At 71.1% G+C, this 15643-nt stretch carries 11 protein-coding genes; all 11 read left to right on the top strand.

The genetic code is table 11. From position 1 onward, the window contains the following. Positions 1–72: 72 nt before the first annotated feature. Positions 73–1713, top strand: coding sequence for a glycoside hydrolase family 84 protein (locus FHR82_RS29635; protein WP_184813842.1), 1641 nt, complete (start codon positions 73–75; stop codon positions 1711–1713). Positions 1714–1737: 24 nt separating this feature from the next. Beyond that, positions 1738–3549 carry an MBL fold metallo-hydrolase gene (locus FHR82_RS29630; RefSeq protein WP_184813841.1) on the top strand — a complete coding sequence of 604 codons (1812 nt, stop codon included), beginning with the start codon at positions 1738–1740 and terminating at the stop codon, positions 3547–3549. Then, positions 3546–5189, top strand: a complete 1644-nt coding sequence (locus tag FHR82_RS29625; protein WP_184813840.1) for a hypothetical protein — start codon at positions 3546–3548, stop codon at positions 5187–5189. Before FHR82_RS29630 ends, FHR82_RS29625 begins: the two co-directional genes overlap by 4 nt. An 89-nt stretch (positions 5190–5278) precedes the next feature. Continuing rightward, the gene (locus tag FHR82_RS29620; RefSeq protein ID WP_311771335.1) at positions 5279–6604 is read left to right on the top strand and encodes an extracellular solute-binding protein; all 1326 of its coding nucleotides are present in this window, start codon (positions 5279–5281) and stop codon (positions 6602–6604) included. A 14-nt stretch (positions 6605–6618) separates the two neighbouring features. Next, positions 6619–7557 (top strand): carbohydrate ABC transporter permease, encoded by a 939-nt coding sequence (locus FHR82_RS29615; protein WP_184813838.1) that lies wholly within the window; start codon positions 6619–6621, stop codon positions 7555–7557. Beyond that, positions 7557–8450 (top strand): carbohydrate ABC transporter permease, encoded by an 894-nt coding sequence (locus FHR82_RS29610; protein ID WP_184813837.1) that lies wholly within the window; start codon positions 7557–7559, stop codon positions 8448–8450. The genes FHR82_RS29615 and FHR82_RS29610 overlap by 1 nt, the downstream gene beginning before the upstream one ends. Next, positions 8447–9442, top strand: coding sequence for an ROK family protein (locus tag FHR82_RS29605; protein ID WP_184813836.1), 996 nt, complete (start codon positions 8447–8449; stop codon positions 9440–9442). The genes FHR82_RS29610 and FHR82_RS29605 overlap by 4 nt, the downstream gene beginning before the upstream one ends. Then, positions 9439–10008 (top strand): D-sedoheptulose-7-phosphate isomerase, encoded by a 570-nt coding sequence (locus FHR82_RS29600; protein ID WP_184813835.1) that lies wholly within the window; start codon positions 9439–9441, stop codon positions 10006–10008. Before FHR82_RS29605 ends, FHR82_RS29600 begins: the two co-directional genes overlap by 4 nt. Then, on the top strand, positions 10008–12422 hold the full coding sequence (locus FHR82_RS29595; RefSeq protein WP_184813834.1) for an alpha-mannosidase: 2415 nt from the start codon (positions 10008–10010) through the stop codon (positions 12420–12422). Before FHR82_RS29600 ends, FHR82_RS29595 begins: the two co-directional genes overlap by 1 nt. Then, positions 12419–14248, top strand: coding sequence for a YyaL domain-containing protein (locus FHR82_RS29590; RefSeq protein WP_184813833.1), 1830 nt, complete (start codon positions 12419–12421; stop codon positions 14246–14248). Before FHR82_RS29595 ends, FHR82_RS29590 begins: the two co-directional genes overlap by 4 nt. Continuing rightward, complete coding sequence (locus tag FHR82_RS29585) at positions 14241–15641, top strand: FAD-dependent oxidoreductase (RefSeq protein WP_184813832.1); 1401 nt, start codon at positions 14241–14243, stop codon at positions 15639–15641. The genes FHR82_RS29590 and FHR82_RS29585 overlap by 8 nt, the downstream gene beginning before the upstream one ends. The last annotated feature ends 2 nt before the right edge of the window (positions 15642–15643 follow it).

The raw sequence follows: 15643 nt of genomic DNA, 5'->3' as shown, positions 1-15643 counted from the left end.
GGCCGCGAAAGGACACGGTCGCGACTCGCCGACCGGTTGACGATCACCGGGGAGCCCCTACCGTAGGCAGGCATGTCGTTGATCATTCCGCCGCCTCGGCGGCTCACTCGGCACGGTGGTGGGGTTCCGTTCGGCACGGTCGCGCTCGTCGGGGTGACCGGCGCGGACCGTGCGGCCGAGACGGTCGTGCGGTCCGCGCTCGCCGCCGCCGGGATCCACCGGGTCGGGGTGCCCGACCCCGACCTCACGATCCGGTTCGCGCGCGGGCCGGGCAGACCGGAGGCCTATCGCGTCGTCACCGGACCCGGTGACGTCCTGCTCGAAGGGAGCGACGAGGCCGGAACCTTCTACGCCGCGCAGGTTTTCGCGAGGCTGCTGGACGACGGGCTGCCGTCGGTCACCGTCGAGGACCACCCCGCGATGGCCTGGCGCGGGTCGATCGAGGGCTTCTACGGCACCCCCTGGACGCACCGCGAACGCCTGGCACACCTCGACTTCCTCGGCGCGCACCGCATGAACACCTACGTGTACGCACCCAAGGACGACCCCTACCACCGGGACCGCTGGCGCGAGGCGTACCCGCCCGACGAGCTGGCACGCCTCGCCGAGCTGGTGGACCGCGCGGGCGCCAACCACGTCCGCTTCGTGTTCACCGTCTCGCCGGGACTGTCCATCCGGTACAGCGAACCCGCCGACCTCGACGCCCTGCTCGCGAAGTTCGCCGCCGTCCGCGCGCTCGGTTGTGCGGACTTCTGCGTCGCCCTCGACGACATCGATCCCACGGTGTGGCACGACCCGCGTGACGAGGCAGCGCACGGCCACCTCGGGGCCGCCCACGCGTGGCTCGTCAACCGGGTGCGCGAGTGGGCGGGGGTGCCGGTCCAGTTCGTGCCCACCGAGTACCACGGGCTGGCGGCGACCCGGTACAAGAAGGAGGTCCGCGACCTGCTCGCCCCCGACACCGCCGTGTGGTGGACCGGGCACGACGTCATCCCCGCCACCATCACCGTCGAGGAGGCGCGGCAGGCGCGGGAGCTGTTCGGTCACCCGATCCTGGTGTGGGACAACTACCCGGTCAACGACTACATCGCGGGCCGCGTCCCGCTCGGCCCCTACGACGGCCGCGAGAACGGGCTGTCCGCGCACGTCGATGGCGTCCTGTCCAACCCCGCCAACCAGGTCGCCATGAGCACGGTCGCGCTGTCGGCCTTCGCCGAGTACGGCTGGGACGACACCGGGTTCGATGCCGCCGCCGTGCACCGGCGTGCGCTCGCCGCGCTCGGTGACGACGAGGACCTGGCCGCCTTCGCCGACCTCAACACCCGCGACGACCGCCTCCACCACGACCAGGCGCCGATCCACGCGGCCGCGCTCGCGGTGATCCGGGACGACCTCGCGCGTGGCGACCGGGCCGCCGCGATCACCCGGCTCACCGAGCTCGCCGACCGGCTGATCGCCTTGCCAGGGCGGATCGCCGACGCGCGGTTCGCGGTCGAGGCCGAGGCGTGGCTGGCGGCGACGCGGCTCTGGGGCGAGGCGCTCGCCGCGCTCGTGCCCGTGCTCGAACACGGCACCGGTCACGACCACGTGCGGCGCCTGGCGGCGTCGGCCGCGGCCGTGCGGGACGACCGGCATCCGCATCGGACAACGGGGGTGCTGGTCGGCGACGGTGTGCTCGACGTCTTTCTCATGGCGGTGCTGGACGCGTACTGACACTGTGTGGCAACGTTGCCACACATGCGGCCGGCCGATGGTGTCCACCTGTTCCGCGACACCTGCAACGTGTACGTGCTCGTCCGTGACCGGGACGCGGTCCTGATCGACTTCGGGGAAGGCGCGGTGCTCGACCACCTCGCCGACTTCGGTGCTGACCGGGTCACGGACGTGCTCGTCACCCACCACCACCGCGACCAGGTGCAGGGCCTGCACCGCGCGGTGGCGCACGGCGCGCGGATCTGGGTGCCACCCGTCGAACGCGACCTGTTCGACAAGGTCGACGCCCACTGGCAGCAACGGCCGATCCACAACTACTACGACCTGCGGCAGGATCGGTTCTCGCTCCTGGAACCGGTCCCTGTCACGGGCACCGTGCCCGAGTACCGCACGCGCCGCTTCGGCGGGTTCGACATCACGACCGTCCCGACGCCGGGGCACACCCTGGGCTCGGTGTCCTACCTCGTCGACGTCGACGGCAGGCGGCTCGCGTTCACCGGCGACCTGATCCACAGCGCGGGCAAGGTGTGGTCGCTCGCCGCGACCCAGTGGTCCTACACGGCACTGGAAGGCGTCAAGGCGACCGTGTTCTCGCTCTACGAGCTGGGCGCCCGCGCGCCGGACCTCGTGCTGCCCTCGCACGGCGACCCCATCGACGAGCCGAGGGCGGCGTTCGACCTGCTGGAACGGCGGCTGCGCGCCTACCACGACTCGCGGCACGACCGGCCGTGGGACGCGCGTGGGCAGTGGGAGCACCCGTTCGAGCGGCTCACGCCCCACCTGCTGCGCAACACGACGAGCTTCGCGACGAGCTACGTGCTGCTGTCCGACACCGGCGGCGCGCTGCTGATCGACTTCGGGCTCGACATGATCGTCAACCTGCCGACCGGCGACGACCGGTCGTCGCGGCGGCCGTGGCTGCCGTCGCTGGGGCCGCTGCGCCGCGACTTCGGCGTCGACCGGGTCGAGGTCGCGATCCCCACGCACTACCACGACGACCACGTCGCCGGGTTCAACCTGCTGCGCGAGGTCGAGGGCACCCAGGTGTGGTCGGCGGGCGCGGTCGCCGACGTGCTGGCCACGCCGTCGCGGTACGATCTGCCGTGCCTCTGGTACGACCCGATCCCCGTCGACCGCGTGCTCGAGACCGGGCGGCCGGTCCGGTGGCACGAGTACGAGCTGACGCTGTACCCGCTGCCGGGGCACACGCTGTACGCGGTGGCGATCGCCTTCGACGTGGACGGTCAGCGGGTCGTCGCGACCGGTGACCAGCAGACGACCACGTGGCAGCCGGGGGAGCGCGCCGAGGTGCTGAACCTGCAGTACAAGAACCGCTTCCGCATCGACGACTTCACCAGGAGCGCCGCCCTGTACCGGAAGCTGCGCCCGGAGCTGATGATCAGCGGCCACTGGGAACCGCGCCGGGTCGACGACGCCTACCTGGACCTCCTCGAGGAGAAGGGTGCCGAGCTGGCGCGCATCCACCGCGAGCTGCTCCCGCTGTCCGATGTGGACTTCGACGCGGAAGGGGTCGGCGCGTGGCTGCGGCCCTACCAGGTGACTACCGGGCCGGGCGTTCCGTTCGGGGTGGAGGTCGAGGCCCGCAACCCGTTCGCCGACGCCGACGAGGTCACGATCGCGCTCGTCGTCCCGGCGGGCTGGCGTGCCGAGCCGGCGACCGCGACCGCCGAGGTGCCCGGTCGTGCGACGGAGACGTTCGAGTTCACGGTGACACCGACGGGAACAGCGTGCAGGAGGGCGCGGATCGGCGCGGACCTGACCGTCGGCGCGACCCGGTTCGGCCAGCACGCCGAGGCACTGGTGGACGTCCGATGAGGGTCGACACGCGACGCGCGGTCGTCACCGTGGAACACGACGGCCTGCTGTGGTTCCAGCTCCGCCTGCTGTCCGCACTGGACACAGTAGACGGTCCGGACGAGACGCTCGGTGTGACCGTGACCGAGCGCGGCAACCGGATCGAGGTCCGCTGCGCCAGCTCCCGCTGGGACGAACGCGTCACCGTCCTCGAGTCCCACCCCGGCCGGCTGGAGATCACCACGACCGTGCGCGGGCAAGGTGATCTGCTCACCGCCCACCTGCTCGGCGGCCACCGGCCACCCAGCGGGTTCCTGCCCAGCGGGTCCGCGGTGGAGACCGTGTTCTCGCCCAACCCCGACCACCCGCGCCGCGTAGTGCGCCCGGCCGCCGAACCCGCGGTCATCGGCGTCACCGGCGACGGCGCCGAACCGGGCGTCGGCCGCTGGCTGTTCTGCCCGGCACCGTGGTGCTACGCGGTCTCCCGCGACGGCCGGTGGGCGGCACTCGGCATTGCCGCCCCGATCGACGAGCAGACGTTCACGTCGTTCCACTACACCGGCGGCACCGACGGGTTCTCCCTGCGCCTTGACTACGAGGGCCACACCCGCGTCGACGGCGAGTTCACCACCCCTGCCGTGGTGATCCAGTTCGGCCACGAGACGCCGCAGGCGGCGATCCGCGCACACAGCGACCTGCTGCGCGACCGCGGTCTCGCCCCACCGGTCCCGACGGCGACCCACCGGCACTGGCTCGAACCGATCTTCTGTGGCTGGGGCGCCCAGAGCGCACTGCCCGGCGTCACCCAGGAACGGTCCACACAGGACAATTACGACCGCTTCCTCGCCCACCTCGCCCGCCACGACGTCGTCCCCGGCACCGTCGTCGTCGACGACAAGTGGGCGGCGCGCTACGCCACCTCCCGTGCCGACGACACGAAGTGGCCGGACCTGCGTGGCTGGATCGCCGAGCGGCACGCGGCGAACCAGCGCGTACTGCTGTGGTGGAAGGCATGGGACCCCGACGGGGCGCCTGCCGAGGCGTGCGTGACGCTGCCCGACGGCACCCCGGTCGCGCTCGACCCCGAGCACCCGCTGGGGGAGAAGACCGTCGTCGACGCCGTCACCCACATGCTCGGCGACCTCGACGCGGACGGCCTCAAGGTCGACTTCCTCGCGAAGACCCCGAGCGGGACCGCGTTGCGGCACACGGGCAGCCGGTGGGGTGCCGCGCTGCTGCACCACCTGTTGGGCCTCGTGTACAAGACGGCCAAGTCGGTCAAACCAGACGCGCTGATCGTCACCCACACGCCGAACCCGGCCTTCGCGGACGTCACGGACATGATCCGGCTCAACGACATCCGCATGCTCGACGCGATCGACCCGGACGGCCCGGTCGTGCCGCACATGCGGTACCGCGCCTCGGTGGTCACCGCCGCGCTGCCCGGCATGCCGGTCGACAGCGACGGCTGGTGCCTGCCCGACCGCGCGGAATGGCGTGCCTACCTCGACATCCAGGCAGAACTCGGCGTGCCGGCCCTCTACTACGCCGACCGGATCGACCTGTCTGGCGAGGAGCTGACGCCTGCCGACCTCGCCGAGGTCGCCCGCGTGTGGGCGGCCTGCAGGCGCACCCTTGACGAGCCCGGTACACCGTCCTAGGTTGTGGCAACGATTCCATGTGGAATCGTTGCCACATCTTTCCCCTCAACGACGCGGAGGAAGTCCGGATGTCCATGCGATTCCCACGGGTGGCAGCGTTATCGGCGGCGACGGCGCTGGTCCTCGCCGGTTGCGGCGGCGTCGGCGGTGGTGACGACGAGGGCGCGGGCGGCGCGGTCACCCTCACGACGATGGGCTTCGGCCTCGGCGACGAGATCGCCACCGTGCGGGCGGACCTCGCGAACAAGGCCATCGAACCGGCGAAGGTGAAGGTCAGCGAGAACGCCTTCGACCCGCAGCAGTTCCTCTCCGCGGTCGCGTCGGACAACCCACCGGACCTGGTGTACATGGGTCGCGAGAAGCTCGGCACCTACGCCGCGCGCGGCACCATCGAACCGCTCGAGAACTGCGTCGAGAAGGAGGGCATCGACCTCGACCAGTTCCGCGACCCGGCGCTGGCGGAGATCACCCTCGACGGCAAGCTCTACGGGCTGCCGGAGTTCTACAACAACCGCGTCATGCTGATCAACGACCCCTCGGTGCAGAGCGCGGGCCTCACGCCGGACGACGTCGACCCCAGCGACCGCACCAAGCTCGCCACCGTCACCGACCAGCTCACCAAGCGGAACGGCGACAAGCTCACCCGCATCGGCTTCGACCCGAAGATCCCCGAGTTCCTGCCCGTGTGGGCCAAGGCCAACGGCGTCGACATGATCAGCGAGGACGGCAGGACGGCCAACCTCGACGACCCGAAGATCATCAGCGCGCTGGAGTACACGGTCGGCCTGATCGACAAGCAGGGCGGCTGGGGCTCGTTCAAGGCCTTCCGCGACTCGTTCGACCTCTTCGGTGACAAGAACCCGTTCGCGACCGACCAGCTCGCGGCGTTCCCGATGGAGGACTGGTACCTCAACGTGCTGGCCGACGTCTCGCCGGACGCCAAGTTCACGGTGAAGCCGTTCACCGACGAGCAGGGCAAGGCGATCGACTTCGTGACCGGTTCCGCGTGGGCCATCCCGGCCGCGGCCAAGCACAAGGACCAGGCCTGCAAGTGGATCAAGACGATGACCGACTCGCAGACCTGGATCGCGGCCGCGGAGGCCCGCGTCGAGAAGCGCAAGTCCGAGGGCAAGCCGTTCACCGGCGTGTACACCGGCAACGAGGTGGCGGACGAGAAGATCTTCGGCGAACTCGTGCAGCTGGGTGACACCCCGGTCTACGACAACGCCGTCAAGGGCGTGCTGGAAGCCCAGGAGTCCGCGTTCTCGCTGCCCGCCTCGCCTGCGAGCTCGGAGTTCGAGACGGCGTGGAAGGACGCGGTGAACCGGGTGCTGTCCGGCCAGCAGTCGCCCGCCGACGCGATGAAGCAGGCCCAGGAGGAAGCCCAGTCCGCGCTCGACAACGCGGCGAAGTAATGCACCCGCTGGACATGTCCAGGAAGTCCCGCGTCCGCCGCTGGGCGCGGGGTTTCCGGGACCGGGACACGTGGGCGGCCTACGGGTTCATGACCCCGTGGCTCATCGGGTTCGTCGTGTTCCTCGGCGGTCCGATGATCATCAGCCTGGTCCTGTCGTTCACCGACTACGACGGGCTGCGGGAGAGCAGCAACGTCGGGTTCGCGAACTACGAGCAGTTGCTGAGTGACCCGAAGATCCGCAGGAGCCTCGCCAACACCGTCATCTACGCGATCATGATCGTGCCCGGCACGATGATCGTGGCGCTGGGCCTCGCGATGATGCTCTCGCGGGTGGGGCGGCGCTCGGCCGGTGTCTTCCGGACCCTGTTCTACCTGCCCGAGGTGACGCCGAAGGTCGCGGTCGGCGTGCTGTTCCTCATGCTGTTCAACGGCCAGGTCGGCCTGGTGAACGGGGCGCTCGGGCTGGTCGGGATCGACGGCCCGGACTGGAGCACCGACCCGGCGTGGGTCAAACCCGGCCTCGCGCTCATGCACATCTGGTCGGTCGGCGGCACGGTGATCATCTACCTGGCCGCGCTCAACAACGTGCCGCGCGACCTGTACGAGGCCGCGGAACTCGACGGGGTGTCGGGATGGCAGCGGTTCCGGCACATCACCGTGCCGATGATCAGCCACGCGCTGTTCTTCACGCTCATCGTGCAGACCATCAACGCACTGCAGACCTTCGACGAGGCCTACGCCGCGTTCTACGGCAGCTCCGCGTCCGCCACGTACTCCTCCGACGCGGCGCTGTTCTACCTCGTGTACCTGTTCCAGCAGGCGTTCCAGTTCCTGCACATGGGTTACGCGTCCGCGATGGCCTGGCTGCTGTTCGTCGTGATCATGGTGATCACGGTCATCCAGATCAAGGTCAGCAAGCGGTTCGTCCACTACGAGGGCGGTGACCGCTGATGGCCATCACCGCACCGCCCGCGGCACGGCCGGCGCCCGTGTCACCCGTACGGCCGCGCCCCGAGCGGCGTGGCGGGAACCGCGTGGTCTTCTGGATCGGGCTCACGGTCGCGTCGGTGGCGTTCCTGTACCCGTTCTGGTGGGTGCTGACCGCGTCGCTCAAGCCGCGCTCGCAGGTGTTCGACAACCTGGTCCTGCCGAGGAACTGGGCGTTCGCGAACTACCTGAAGATCTGGGACGCCGCGCCCGTGTGGACGTGGTTCGTCAACAGCGTCACGGTGGCGCTCGCCGCCGCGGTGGCGGTGACGATCTCGAGTGCGATGGTGGCGTGGGCGTTCGCCTACTACCGGTTCCCCGGCCGCAACGGCTGGTTCGGGCTGGTGCTCGCCACGATGATGCTGCCGGGCGCGGTCACGATGATCCCGGTCTACCTGATCTGGAACTCGGTCGGGCTCGCCACCACGCAGGTGCCGCTGTGGGCGTCGAACCTGTTCGGCAGCGCCTTCTACATCTTCCTGCTGCGCCAGTTCTTCCTCGGCCTGCCGAGGGACCTGTTCGAGGCGGCGCGCATCGACGGCGTCGGCCACTGGGGCCTGTTCTGGCGGATCGCGGTGCCGCTGTGCAAGCCCGCGCTGATCGTGACGTTCGTGTTCGAGCTGAAGGCGAGCTGGGCGGATCTGCTCAAGCCGCTGATCTACCTGCGGGACGTGGAGCTGTTCACGCTGCCGCGCGGGCTGAAGGCGATCTCGGACCGGTTCGGGCAGGCCGGCGAGCAGCAGTGGGAGATCGTCCTCGCGGGCAGCGTGATCACCGTGCTGCCGATGGTGGTCGTGTTCTTCCTCGCCCAGCGGCACTTCATCCACGGCATCGCCACCCAGGGGCGCAAGGGATGACGGCTACGGGGGTGCTGGCGCTCGACATCGGGGGGACCAAGCTCGCGGCCGGGCTGGTCGACGCGACGGGGCGGGTCCGCTCGTTCCTCGTCGCGCCGACCCCGGACGGCAGGCGGGCCGCGCTCGACGTGCTGTTCGCACTGGGGCGCAAGGCGGTCGCCGACGCGGGCGCGGACTGGCCGGAGGTCGCCGCGGTCGGCATCGGCTGCGGCGGGCCGCTCGACGCGGAAGGAGGTGTGCTGCTGTCGCCGCCGCACCTGCCGGGCTGGGTGGACGTGCCGGTGGCCGGGCTGGTGGCGGCCGCGTTCGGCAAGCCCGCCGTGCTGGACAACGACGGCACGGCGGCCGCGGAGGCCGAGCACCGGTTCGGCGCCGGGGTCGGCACCGCGCAGATGGTGTACCTGACGCTGTCGACCGGCGTCGGTGGCGGCGCGGTCCTCAACGGGCAGGTGTACCGGGGCGCCACCGGGAACGGCGCCGAACTGGGGCACGTGGTCGTGGACTGGCGGGGCCGCGCGTGCCGGGGCTGCGGTGGCCGGGGATGTCTCGAGGCCTACGTGTCCGGCACGTCGATCGCCGAACGGGCACGGGAGGCGCTGGACCCCGCCAGCTTCCGCCGGGGGTCTGGGGGTTCTTTCTCCGGAAGCTCACTGTCCGGTGTGGACGCCGTGACGGCCGCCGAGGTCGCCGCGCACGCGGCGGCAGGCGACCCGCTCGCGGTGCGGGTGTGGCGGGAGACCATCGACGCGCTCGGCACCGGGCTGACGTCGATCGTGAACATGCTGGAACCGGAGCTGGTCGTGCTGGGCGGCGGGGTGACCCGCGCGGGCGACGCGCTGATCGCCCCGGCGCGGGCCGCGGTGCGCGCCGCCGCGATGACCCCCGGCGGCCGGTCCGTGCGGGTCGAACGGGCCGCGCTCGGTGACCAGGTCGGGGTGGTGGGTGCCGCGGCGGTGGCGATGCGGAAGTTCTTCAGGAAAGGAACGGTGTGAGTCTCTCCGACCAGCTGGCCGAGCACGTCGGGCTCGCCTCCCGAGTGGCGGAGCTGTTGCCCGAGTTGTCCTCGGTGGCCGACCTGCTCATCAGGACCTACGAGCGGGACGGGCGGCTGTTCACGTTCGGCAACGGCGGCAGCGCGGCCGACGCGCAGCACCTCGCCGCCGAGCTGATCGGCCGCTACCAGCGGACAAGACGGCCCCTGCCCGCGCTCGCGCTGACCGTCGACCCGTCGGTGCTCACCTGCATCGCCAACGACTTCGGCTACGACGACGTGTTCGCCCGGCAGGTCGCCGGGTTCGTCCGCCCCGGCGACATGGTCATCGCGTTCTCCACCAGCGGGCGCTCCTCGAACGTGGTGCGCGGGCTCGCCGAGGCGAGAAAACTGGGCGCAACCACGGTGTTCTTCGGCGGCTCCGGTGGCGGGCCCGCCGCGGAGCACGCCGACCACGCGCTGGTGGTCGACTCGAAGCAGACCGCCCGGATCCAGGAAATGCACCTGCTGCTCCTGCACCTGCTCAGCGAGCGGGTCGACGCATGGGCCGCCGGGGAGGGGGAGTGATGACCGCACGGGAACTGCACATGATCGGCAACGCCCACATCGACCCGGTGTGGCTGTGGCAGTGGCCGGAGGGGTACCAGGAGGTGCGGGCCACCTTCCAGTCGGCGATCGACCGCATGGAGGAGTACCCCGAGTTCGTGTTCACGTGCGACTCGGTGCTGTACCTCGCGTGGGTGGAGGAACACGACCCCGACCTGTTCGCGCGGATCGGCAAGCGGATCGCCGACGGGCGCTGGCAACAGGTCGGCGGCTGGTGGATCGAACCGGACTGCAACCTGCCCGGCGGTGAGTCGTTCGTGCGCCAGGCGCTGTACTCGCAGCGGTACCTGAAGTCGCGCTTCGGTGTCACGTCCACGGTCGGCTGCAACGTGGACCCGTTCGGGCACAACGCGGCGCTGCCGCAGATCCTCGCCAAGTCCGGGATGGACGCGTACGTGTTCATGCGGCCCGGGCCGCACGAGATGGCGTTGCCTGGACCGTACTTCTGGTGGGAGTCGGCCGACGGCACGCGGGTGCTGACCTACCGGATCCCGCACGAGTACTGCAGCTCCGGCACCGACCTCGGTTACCAGATCGACAAGTCGCTGGCGCAGCTGCCGCCGGACGTGCCAGACCTGATGGTGTTCTACGGCGTCGGCAACCACGGCGGCGGGCCGACCAAGGCGAACCTGGACTCGATCCGGCGCCTCGACGCGACCGGCGGGCTGCCGCGGCTGCGCTGCTCGTCGCCGCGGGAGTTCTTCGACCGGCTCGTCGCGTCCGGTGTGGACATCCCGGTGCACGCCGGCGAGCTGCAGCACCACGCCGTCGGCTGCTACTCCGCGCACTCCGGGGTGAAGCGGTGGAACCGGCGCGCGGAGAACCTCCTGGCCCGCGCCGAGAAGTGGGCGTCGGTCGCCGCCGCGTTGTCCGACGTGGAGTACCCGCTCGCGGACCTCACGAGTGCGTGGAAGCTGGTGCTGTTCAACCAGTTCCACGACACGCTCGGCGGCGCCGCGATCGAACCGGCCTATGAGGACAGCCGCGACCAGTACGGGCACGCGGTGTCGCTCGCGGGCGAGGCGTTCAACCGGTCGGTGCAAACGCTTGCGCGGCGCATCGACATCCAGCAGGAGCCGGACATGACGCCACTGGTCGTGTTCAACCCGCACCCGTGGCGGCTGGTCGCCGACATCGACTTCGAGTTCGGCGGGTTCGCCGCGTTCGGCGCCCGGGCCGTCGACGACGAGGGCAACCCCGTCGCCGTGCAGCGCACCCGGTCGAAGGCGACGGTCAACGGGTGGCGGCGCAGGCTCACGCTCGCGGCGGACGTGCCGCCGCTCGGCTACCGCGTCTACCGCATCCACCCCGCCGGCGACACCGAGGGCGCGCCCGCGATCACCGCGACGGACACCCGGCTGGAGAACGAGTTCGTCGCACTGGAGATCGATCCGTCGACCGGCTGGTTGTCGTCGCTGCGGGACAAGGTGTCCGATGTGGACGTGGCCGGTGGCGGCGCGCACGGTGTGGTCATCGACGACCGGTCCGACACGTGGGGCCACCGGGTCCGGGCGTACGACAAGGTCGCGGGCACGTTCGCGCCGCGGTCGGTGCGGCTCGTCGAGCACGGCCCGGTGCGCGCGGTGGTACGGGTGGTCAGCGAGTACGGGTCGTCGACGCTCACCGAGGAGTACGTGCTCGGCGTCCGCGACCGGCACGTCGAGGTCCGGGTCACCCTGGACTGGCACGAGAAGCAGAAGCTGCTCAAACTCCGCTTCCCGACCGCGCTGTCGTCGGCCGAGGCCACGTTCGAGATCCCGTACGGCCACCTGGTCCGGCCGGCGAACGGCAGCGAGGAGGCCGCGCAGGCGTGGGTCGACGTGTCGGGTGAGCTGCCCGGTGGGCGGCGGGCCGGGCTCGCGGTGCTCAACGACGGCAAGTACGGACACGACGTGCTGGGCGGCGACATCGGTGTCACCGCGGCCCGCAGCCCGGTCTACGCGTGGCACGAGCCGAAGGAACTGGACCCCGAGGAGCTGTACACGTTCCAGGACCAGGGCCGCCAGGAGTTCACCTGCCGGCTGGTCCCGCACGGGGGTGACTGGCGTGCCGCGTCCGTGGTCCGGCTCGCGGCCGAGCTGAACCAGCCCGCGTTCCCGCTGCTCGAGTCCTACCACGACGGTGACCTGCCCGCGGTGCGGTCGTTCATGGCCGTGTCGGACGGCAGCGTCGTGCCGACCGTGCTGAAGGCCGCCGAGGACGGGGACGCGCTGGTGGTCAGGGCGTACGAGACCGCGGGGCGTGCGTGCGACGCGACGATCGAGGTGCTCGGGCGGACCGTGACCGCGTCGTTCGGGCCTGCCGAGATCAAGACGTTCCTGGTGCCGCACGACGTCGACGCGCCGGTCGTCGAGACCGACATGATCGAGTGGTGACGCCGCCGTTCGAGGTGACGGTGCTCGGCCCCGCCGACAGCACCGTAGACAGCACCGCGCTGATGGTCACCCAGCACGTGACAGCCTACGACGGCGGCCGGTTCGCGGTGCGGCTGACGGTGACGGCCGCCGCCGCCGTCACCGCCGGGCTGCGGGTGTCGTTGCGGCTCGGACCGGTCGCGGACCCGGGGTGGCTCGTGCCGGGCGTGTTCTACGGCGAGAACCGGGTCGCGGGCTGCCGGGTGCGGTACCCGCGGTTCACCGTGGACCATCCTGACCCGGCCGCGTTGGAGTCGGACGCGTGGTCGTTCCGGGCGGACCGGTGCGCAACGCCCGCGGTGTTCGCGTGGGACGACGAGGGGGGCGCCGCGCTGGTGACCACCGAGTGGTCGCCGCTCGGGCAGGCCGGTGTCGGCTTCGCGGTGGACGAGGACGAGGACGGTGGGCATCCGGTGCTGCGCCTGCACTTCCCGTACCGGGAGGAGCCGGTGGTGTACGACGGCTCGCCGGTGCCGCGCCCGGCGGACCTCCCGTCGTACACGTGGAAGCCGGGCGAGACGGCGTCGCTCGACTTCGACGTGTACGTGCTCGGCGGCGACCGGCACTCCTACACCGACGTGCTGCGGGACGTGCACGGCAGGACCGCGGCCCGGGACCTCGACGCGGTGCCGTGGGTGTCGCTCGCGGAGGCGGCCGACCTGACGGCGTGGGGCCTGTACCGGTGGCACTACCGCGACGAGGACGCGGTGCTGCTGGAGACCGCCGCGTTCGACCGGGACGCGCTGGGGGAGCGCGGCGACCGGCAGGCGATGCACGTGTCCTGGCTCAGCGGCATTCCGCACGCGTACGCGCTGCTGCGCCACGGCCGCCGCGTCGGCGACCAGGCCTGTGTGGACGCGGCGAGCGCCGTGCTGGACAACATCACCGCGAACCTGACACCCGGCGGCACGTTCTGGGGCCAGTGGACGCGGGAGGGCGGCTGGAACGCGGGCTGGACCCCGGACCGGCGGCGGGTGCACGCCCGCACCCTCGGTGAGGCGACGGTGTTCCTGCAGCGGGCGGTGGCGCTGGGCCGGGCACCCGCGCTGTGGACGGCCGCGGTCGGCTCCAATGTGGACGTGGCGTGCGCCGGCCAGGCGGCGGACGGCTCGCTGGGTTCCGGCTACGACGTGGAGACCGGTGCGGTGATCGACCGCCACGGCACGAGCGGCCTGGCCTGGATCCCCGCGCTGGTGTCGGCCGGGCGGGTGACGGAGGCACAGCGGGCGGGCAGGTTCTACGCACAGGCGGTACGGGACGAGTTCCTGTACGGGGCGCCGGAAGACGTCGACCTGGCGCCCACGTCGGAGGACGGCTACCTGGCGATCATGGCGTATGTGTCGCTGTACGAGGCGGATGGCGACCGCGAGTGGCTCGACCTGGCGCGCCGGGCCGCGGACTGGACGCTCACGTTCCGGTACACCTATGACGTCGACTTCCCGCGGCACACCCTGCTCGGCCACTACGACTTCCGTTCGCGGGGCGCGGACCAGGCGTCCCCGGCGAACCAGCACCTGCACGCGTACGGCCTGATCTGCCACCGGGAACTGGTGCGCCTCGGCGAACACACGGGCGACGAGTACTACACGAGGTCGGCGGAGGAGACCCTGGCGTGCTTCCGCCAGTTCGTGGCCCGCGAGGACGGCGACTTCAACGCCTACCGCGGGATGGTGACCGAGCGGTACTTCCAGACCGCCTGCTACCAGCCGAAAGGGATGCTGCTGACGCTGTCGCACGCGTGGTGTGTCGGGGTGCTGCTGCTGGCGTGCGAGGAGAGCCTTGGCTGAGCTGATCGTGTACGGGGCGACCGCGGCCGGGGTGTGCGCCGCGGTGGCCGCCGCCCGGCACGGGGTCGAGGTGACGCTGCTGGCACCGGGCAGGCACGTCGGCGGCATGGTGTCCGGTGGCCTCGGCTACACGGACCTCGGCGACTCGAGGGTGATCGGCGGCATGGCGGCGGAGTTCCGCGCCGCGGTCGCCGACCACTACGGCACGGACCGGTACGCGGGCCCGGAACCCCATGTGGCGGAACAGATCTTCACCCGGTGGCTGGCGTCATCGAACGTGACCGTCGAGTTCGACGCGCCGGTACCGGCGCTGACCGACGCCCATGTGTACGTCGACGCCAGCTACGAAGGCGACCTGCTGGCGGCGGCGGGCGTCACGTACCGGGTGGGCCGGGAAAGCCGGTCGCTGCACGGGGAGCCGTTCGCGGGCCGCACCGAACCGGCGCCGGGCAAACACCAGTTCCCGCCGTACCTGCACCCGTTCGACGCGTCCGGCGGGTTGCTGCCGCTGATCGATCCTGGCCAGGAGGTCCCGGCAGGCGAGGGCGACGGCCGTGTCATGGCCTACGGCTACCGGGTGTGCCTGTCGACGGCACCCGACCGTGTCCCGTTCACCCGCCGCGACGGTTTCCGCGAGGAGGAATGGGAACTGGCCCGCCGCTGGCTGGCCACGGGCTCGCCCGGTGAGGTGGTCGGCCTGGTGCGGAACCTCCCGAACGGCAAGTGCGACGGCAACTCCATCGGCCCGCTGTCGCTCAACCTGCTGGACGGCAGCCACCAGGACTACCCGACGGCGTCCGCGGGCCGCCGCGCGGAGATCGTGCGCCGGTTCCAGGAGTACACACAGGACTTCCTGTACTTCATGTCCACGCGGGGACTGCTGGACGGCTGGGGTTGGGCGGCGGACGAGTTCGGCGGCGGGCTCCCGCACCAGCTGTACGTGCGCGAGGCGCGCCGCATGGTGGGTGAGTACGTGCTGACACAGCACGACCTGACGAGCGCACCCCGGTACGACACGGTGGCGATGGGTTCGTACCACATGGACATCCGCGAGGTCCGCCGCACGTGGCGGTGGGTGTACGAACACCCGGACCCGATCCCGTCGGTGTACAACGAGGGCTACCTGTCGGTTCCGGTACAGCCGTATCAGATCCCGTACCGGTGCCTGGTACCGCGGTACAGCGAGTGCCGCAACCTGCTGGTGCCGGTGTGCGTGAGCGCGTCGCACCTGGCGTTCAGCTCGGTCCGCATGGAGCCGCAGTACGAGATGCTGGGCCACGCCGCGGGGCTCGCGGCGGTACAGGCGCTGAGGAAAGGTGTTGCCGTACAACGGATCGACGTCGCCGCCCTGCAGGACCAGTTACGCGACGAGGGTCAGGTACTCGGCCTGTAGTG

The organism is Actinophytocola algeriensis (assembly GCF_014203735.1).
Lineage (GTDB): Bacteria > Actinomycetota > Actinomycetes > Mycobacteriales > Pseudonocardiaceae > Actinophytocola > Actinophytocola algeriensis.
This window is presented reverse-complemented; position numbering and strand designations above follow the sequence as displayed.

Coding starts and splice junctions, on each gene's coding strand:
- FHR82_RS29625 (WP_184813840.1), top strand. CDS start 3,546: ATGAGGGTCGACACGCGACGCGCGGTCGTCACCGTGGAACACGACGGC.
- FHR82_RS29610 (WP_184813837.1), top strand. CDS start 7,557: ATGGCCATCACCGCACCGCCCGCGGCACGGCCGGCGCCCGTGTCACCC.
- FHR82_RS29605 (WP_184813836.1), top strand. CDS start 8,447: ATGACGGCTACGGGGGTGCTGGCGCTCGACATCGGGGGGACCAAGCTC.
- FHR82_RS29635 (WP_184813842.1), top strand. CDS start 73: ATGTCGTTGATCATTCCGCCGCCTCGGCGGCTCACTCGGCACGGTGGT.
- FHR82_RS29595 (WP_184813834.1), top strand. CDS start 10,008: ATGACCGCACGGGAACTGCACATGATCGGCAACGCCCACATCGACCCG.
- FHR82_RS29630 (WP_184813841.1), top strand. CDS start 1,738: ATGCGGCCGGCCGATGGTGTCCACCTGTTCCGCGACACCTGCAACGTG.
- FHR82_RS29615 (WP_184813838.1), top strand. CDS start 6,619: ATGTCCAGGAAGTCCCGCGTCCGCCGCTGGGCGCGGGGTTTCCGGGAC.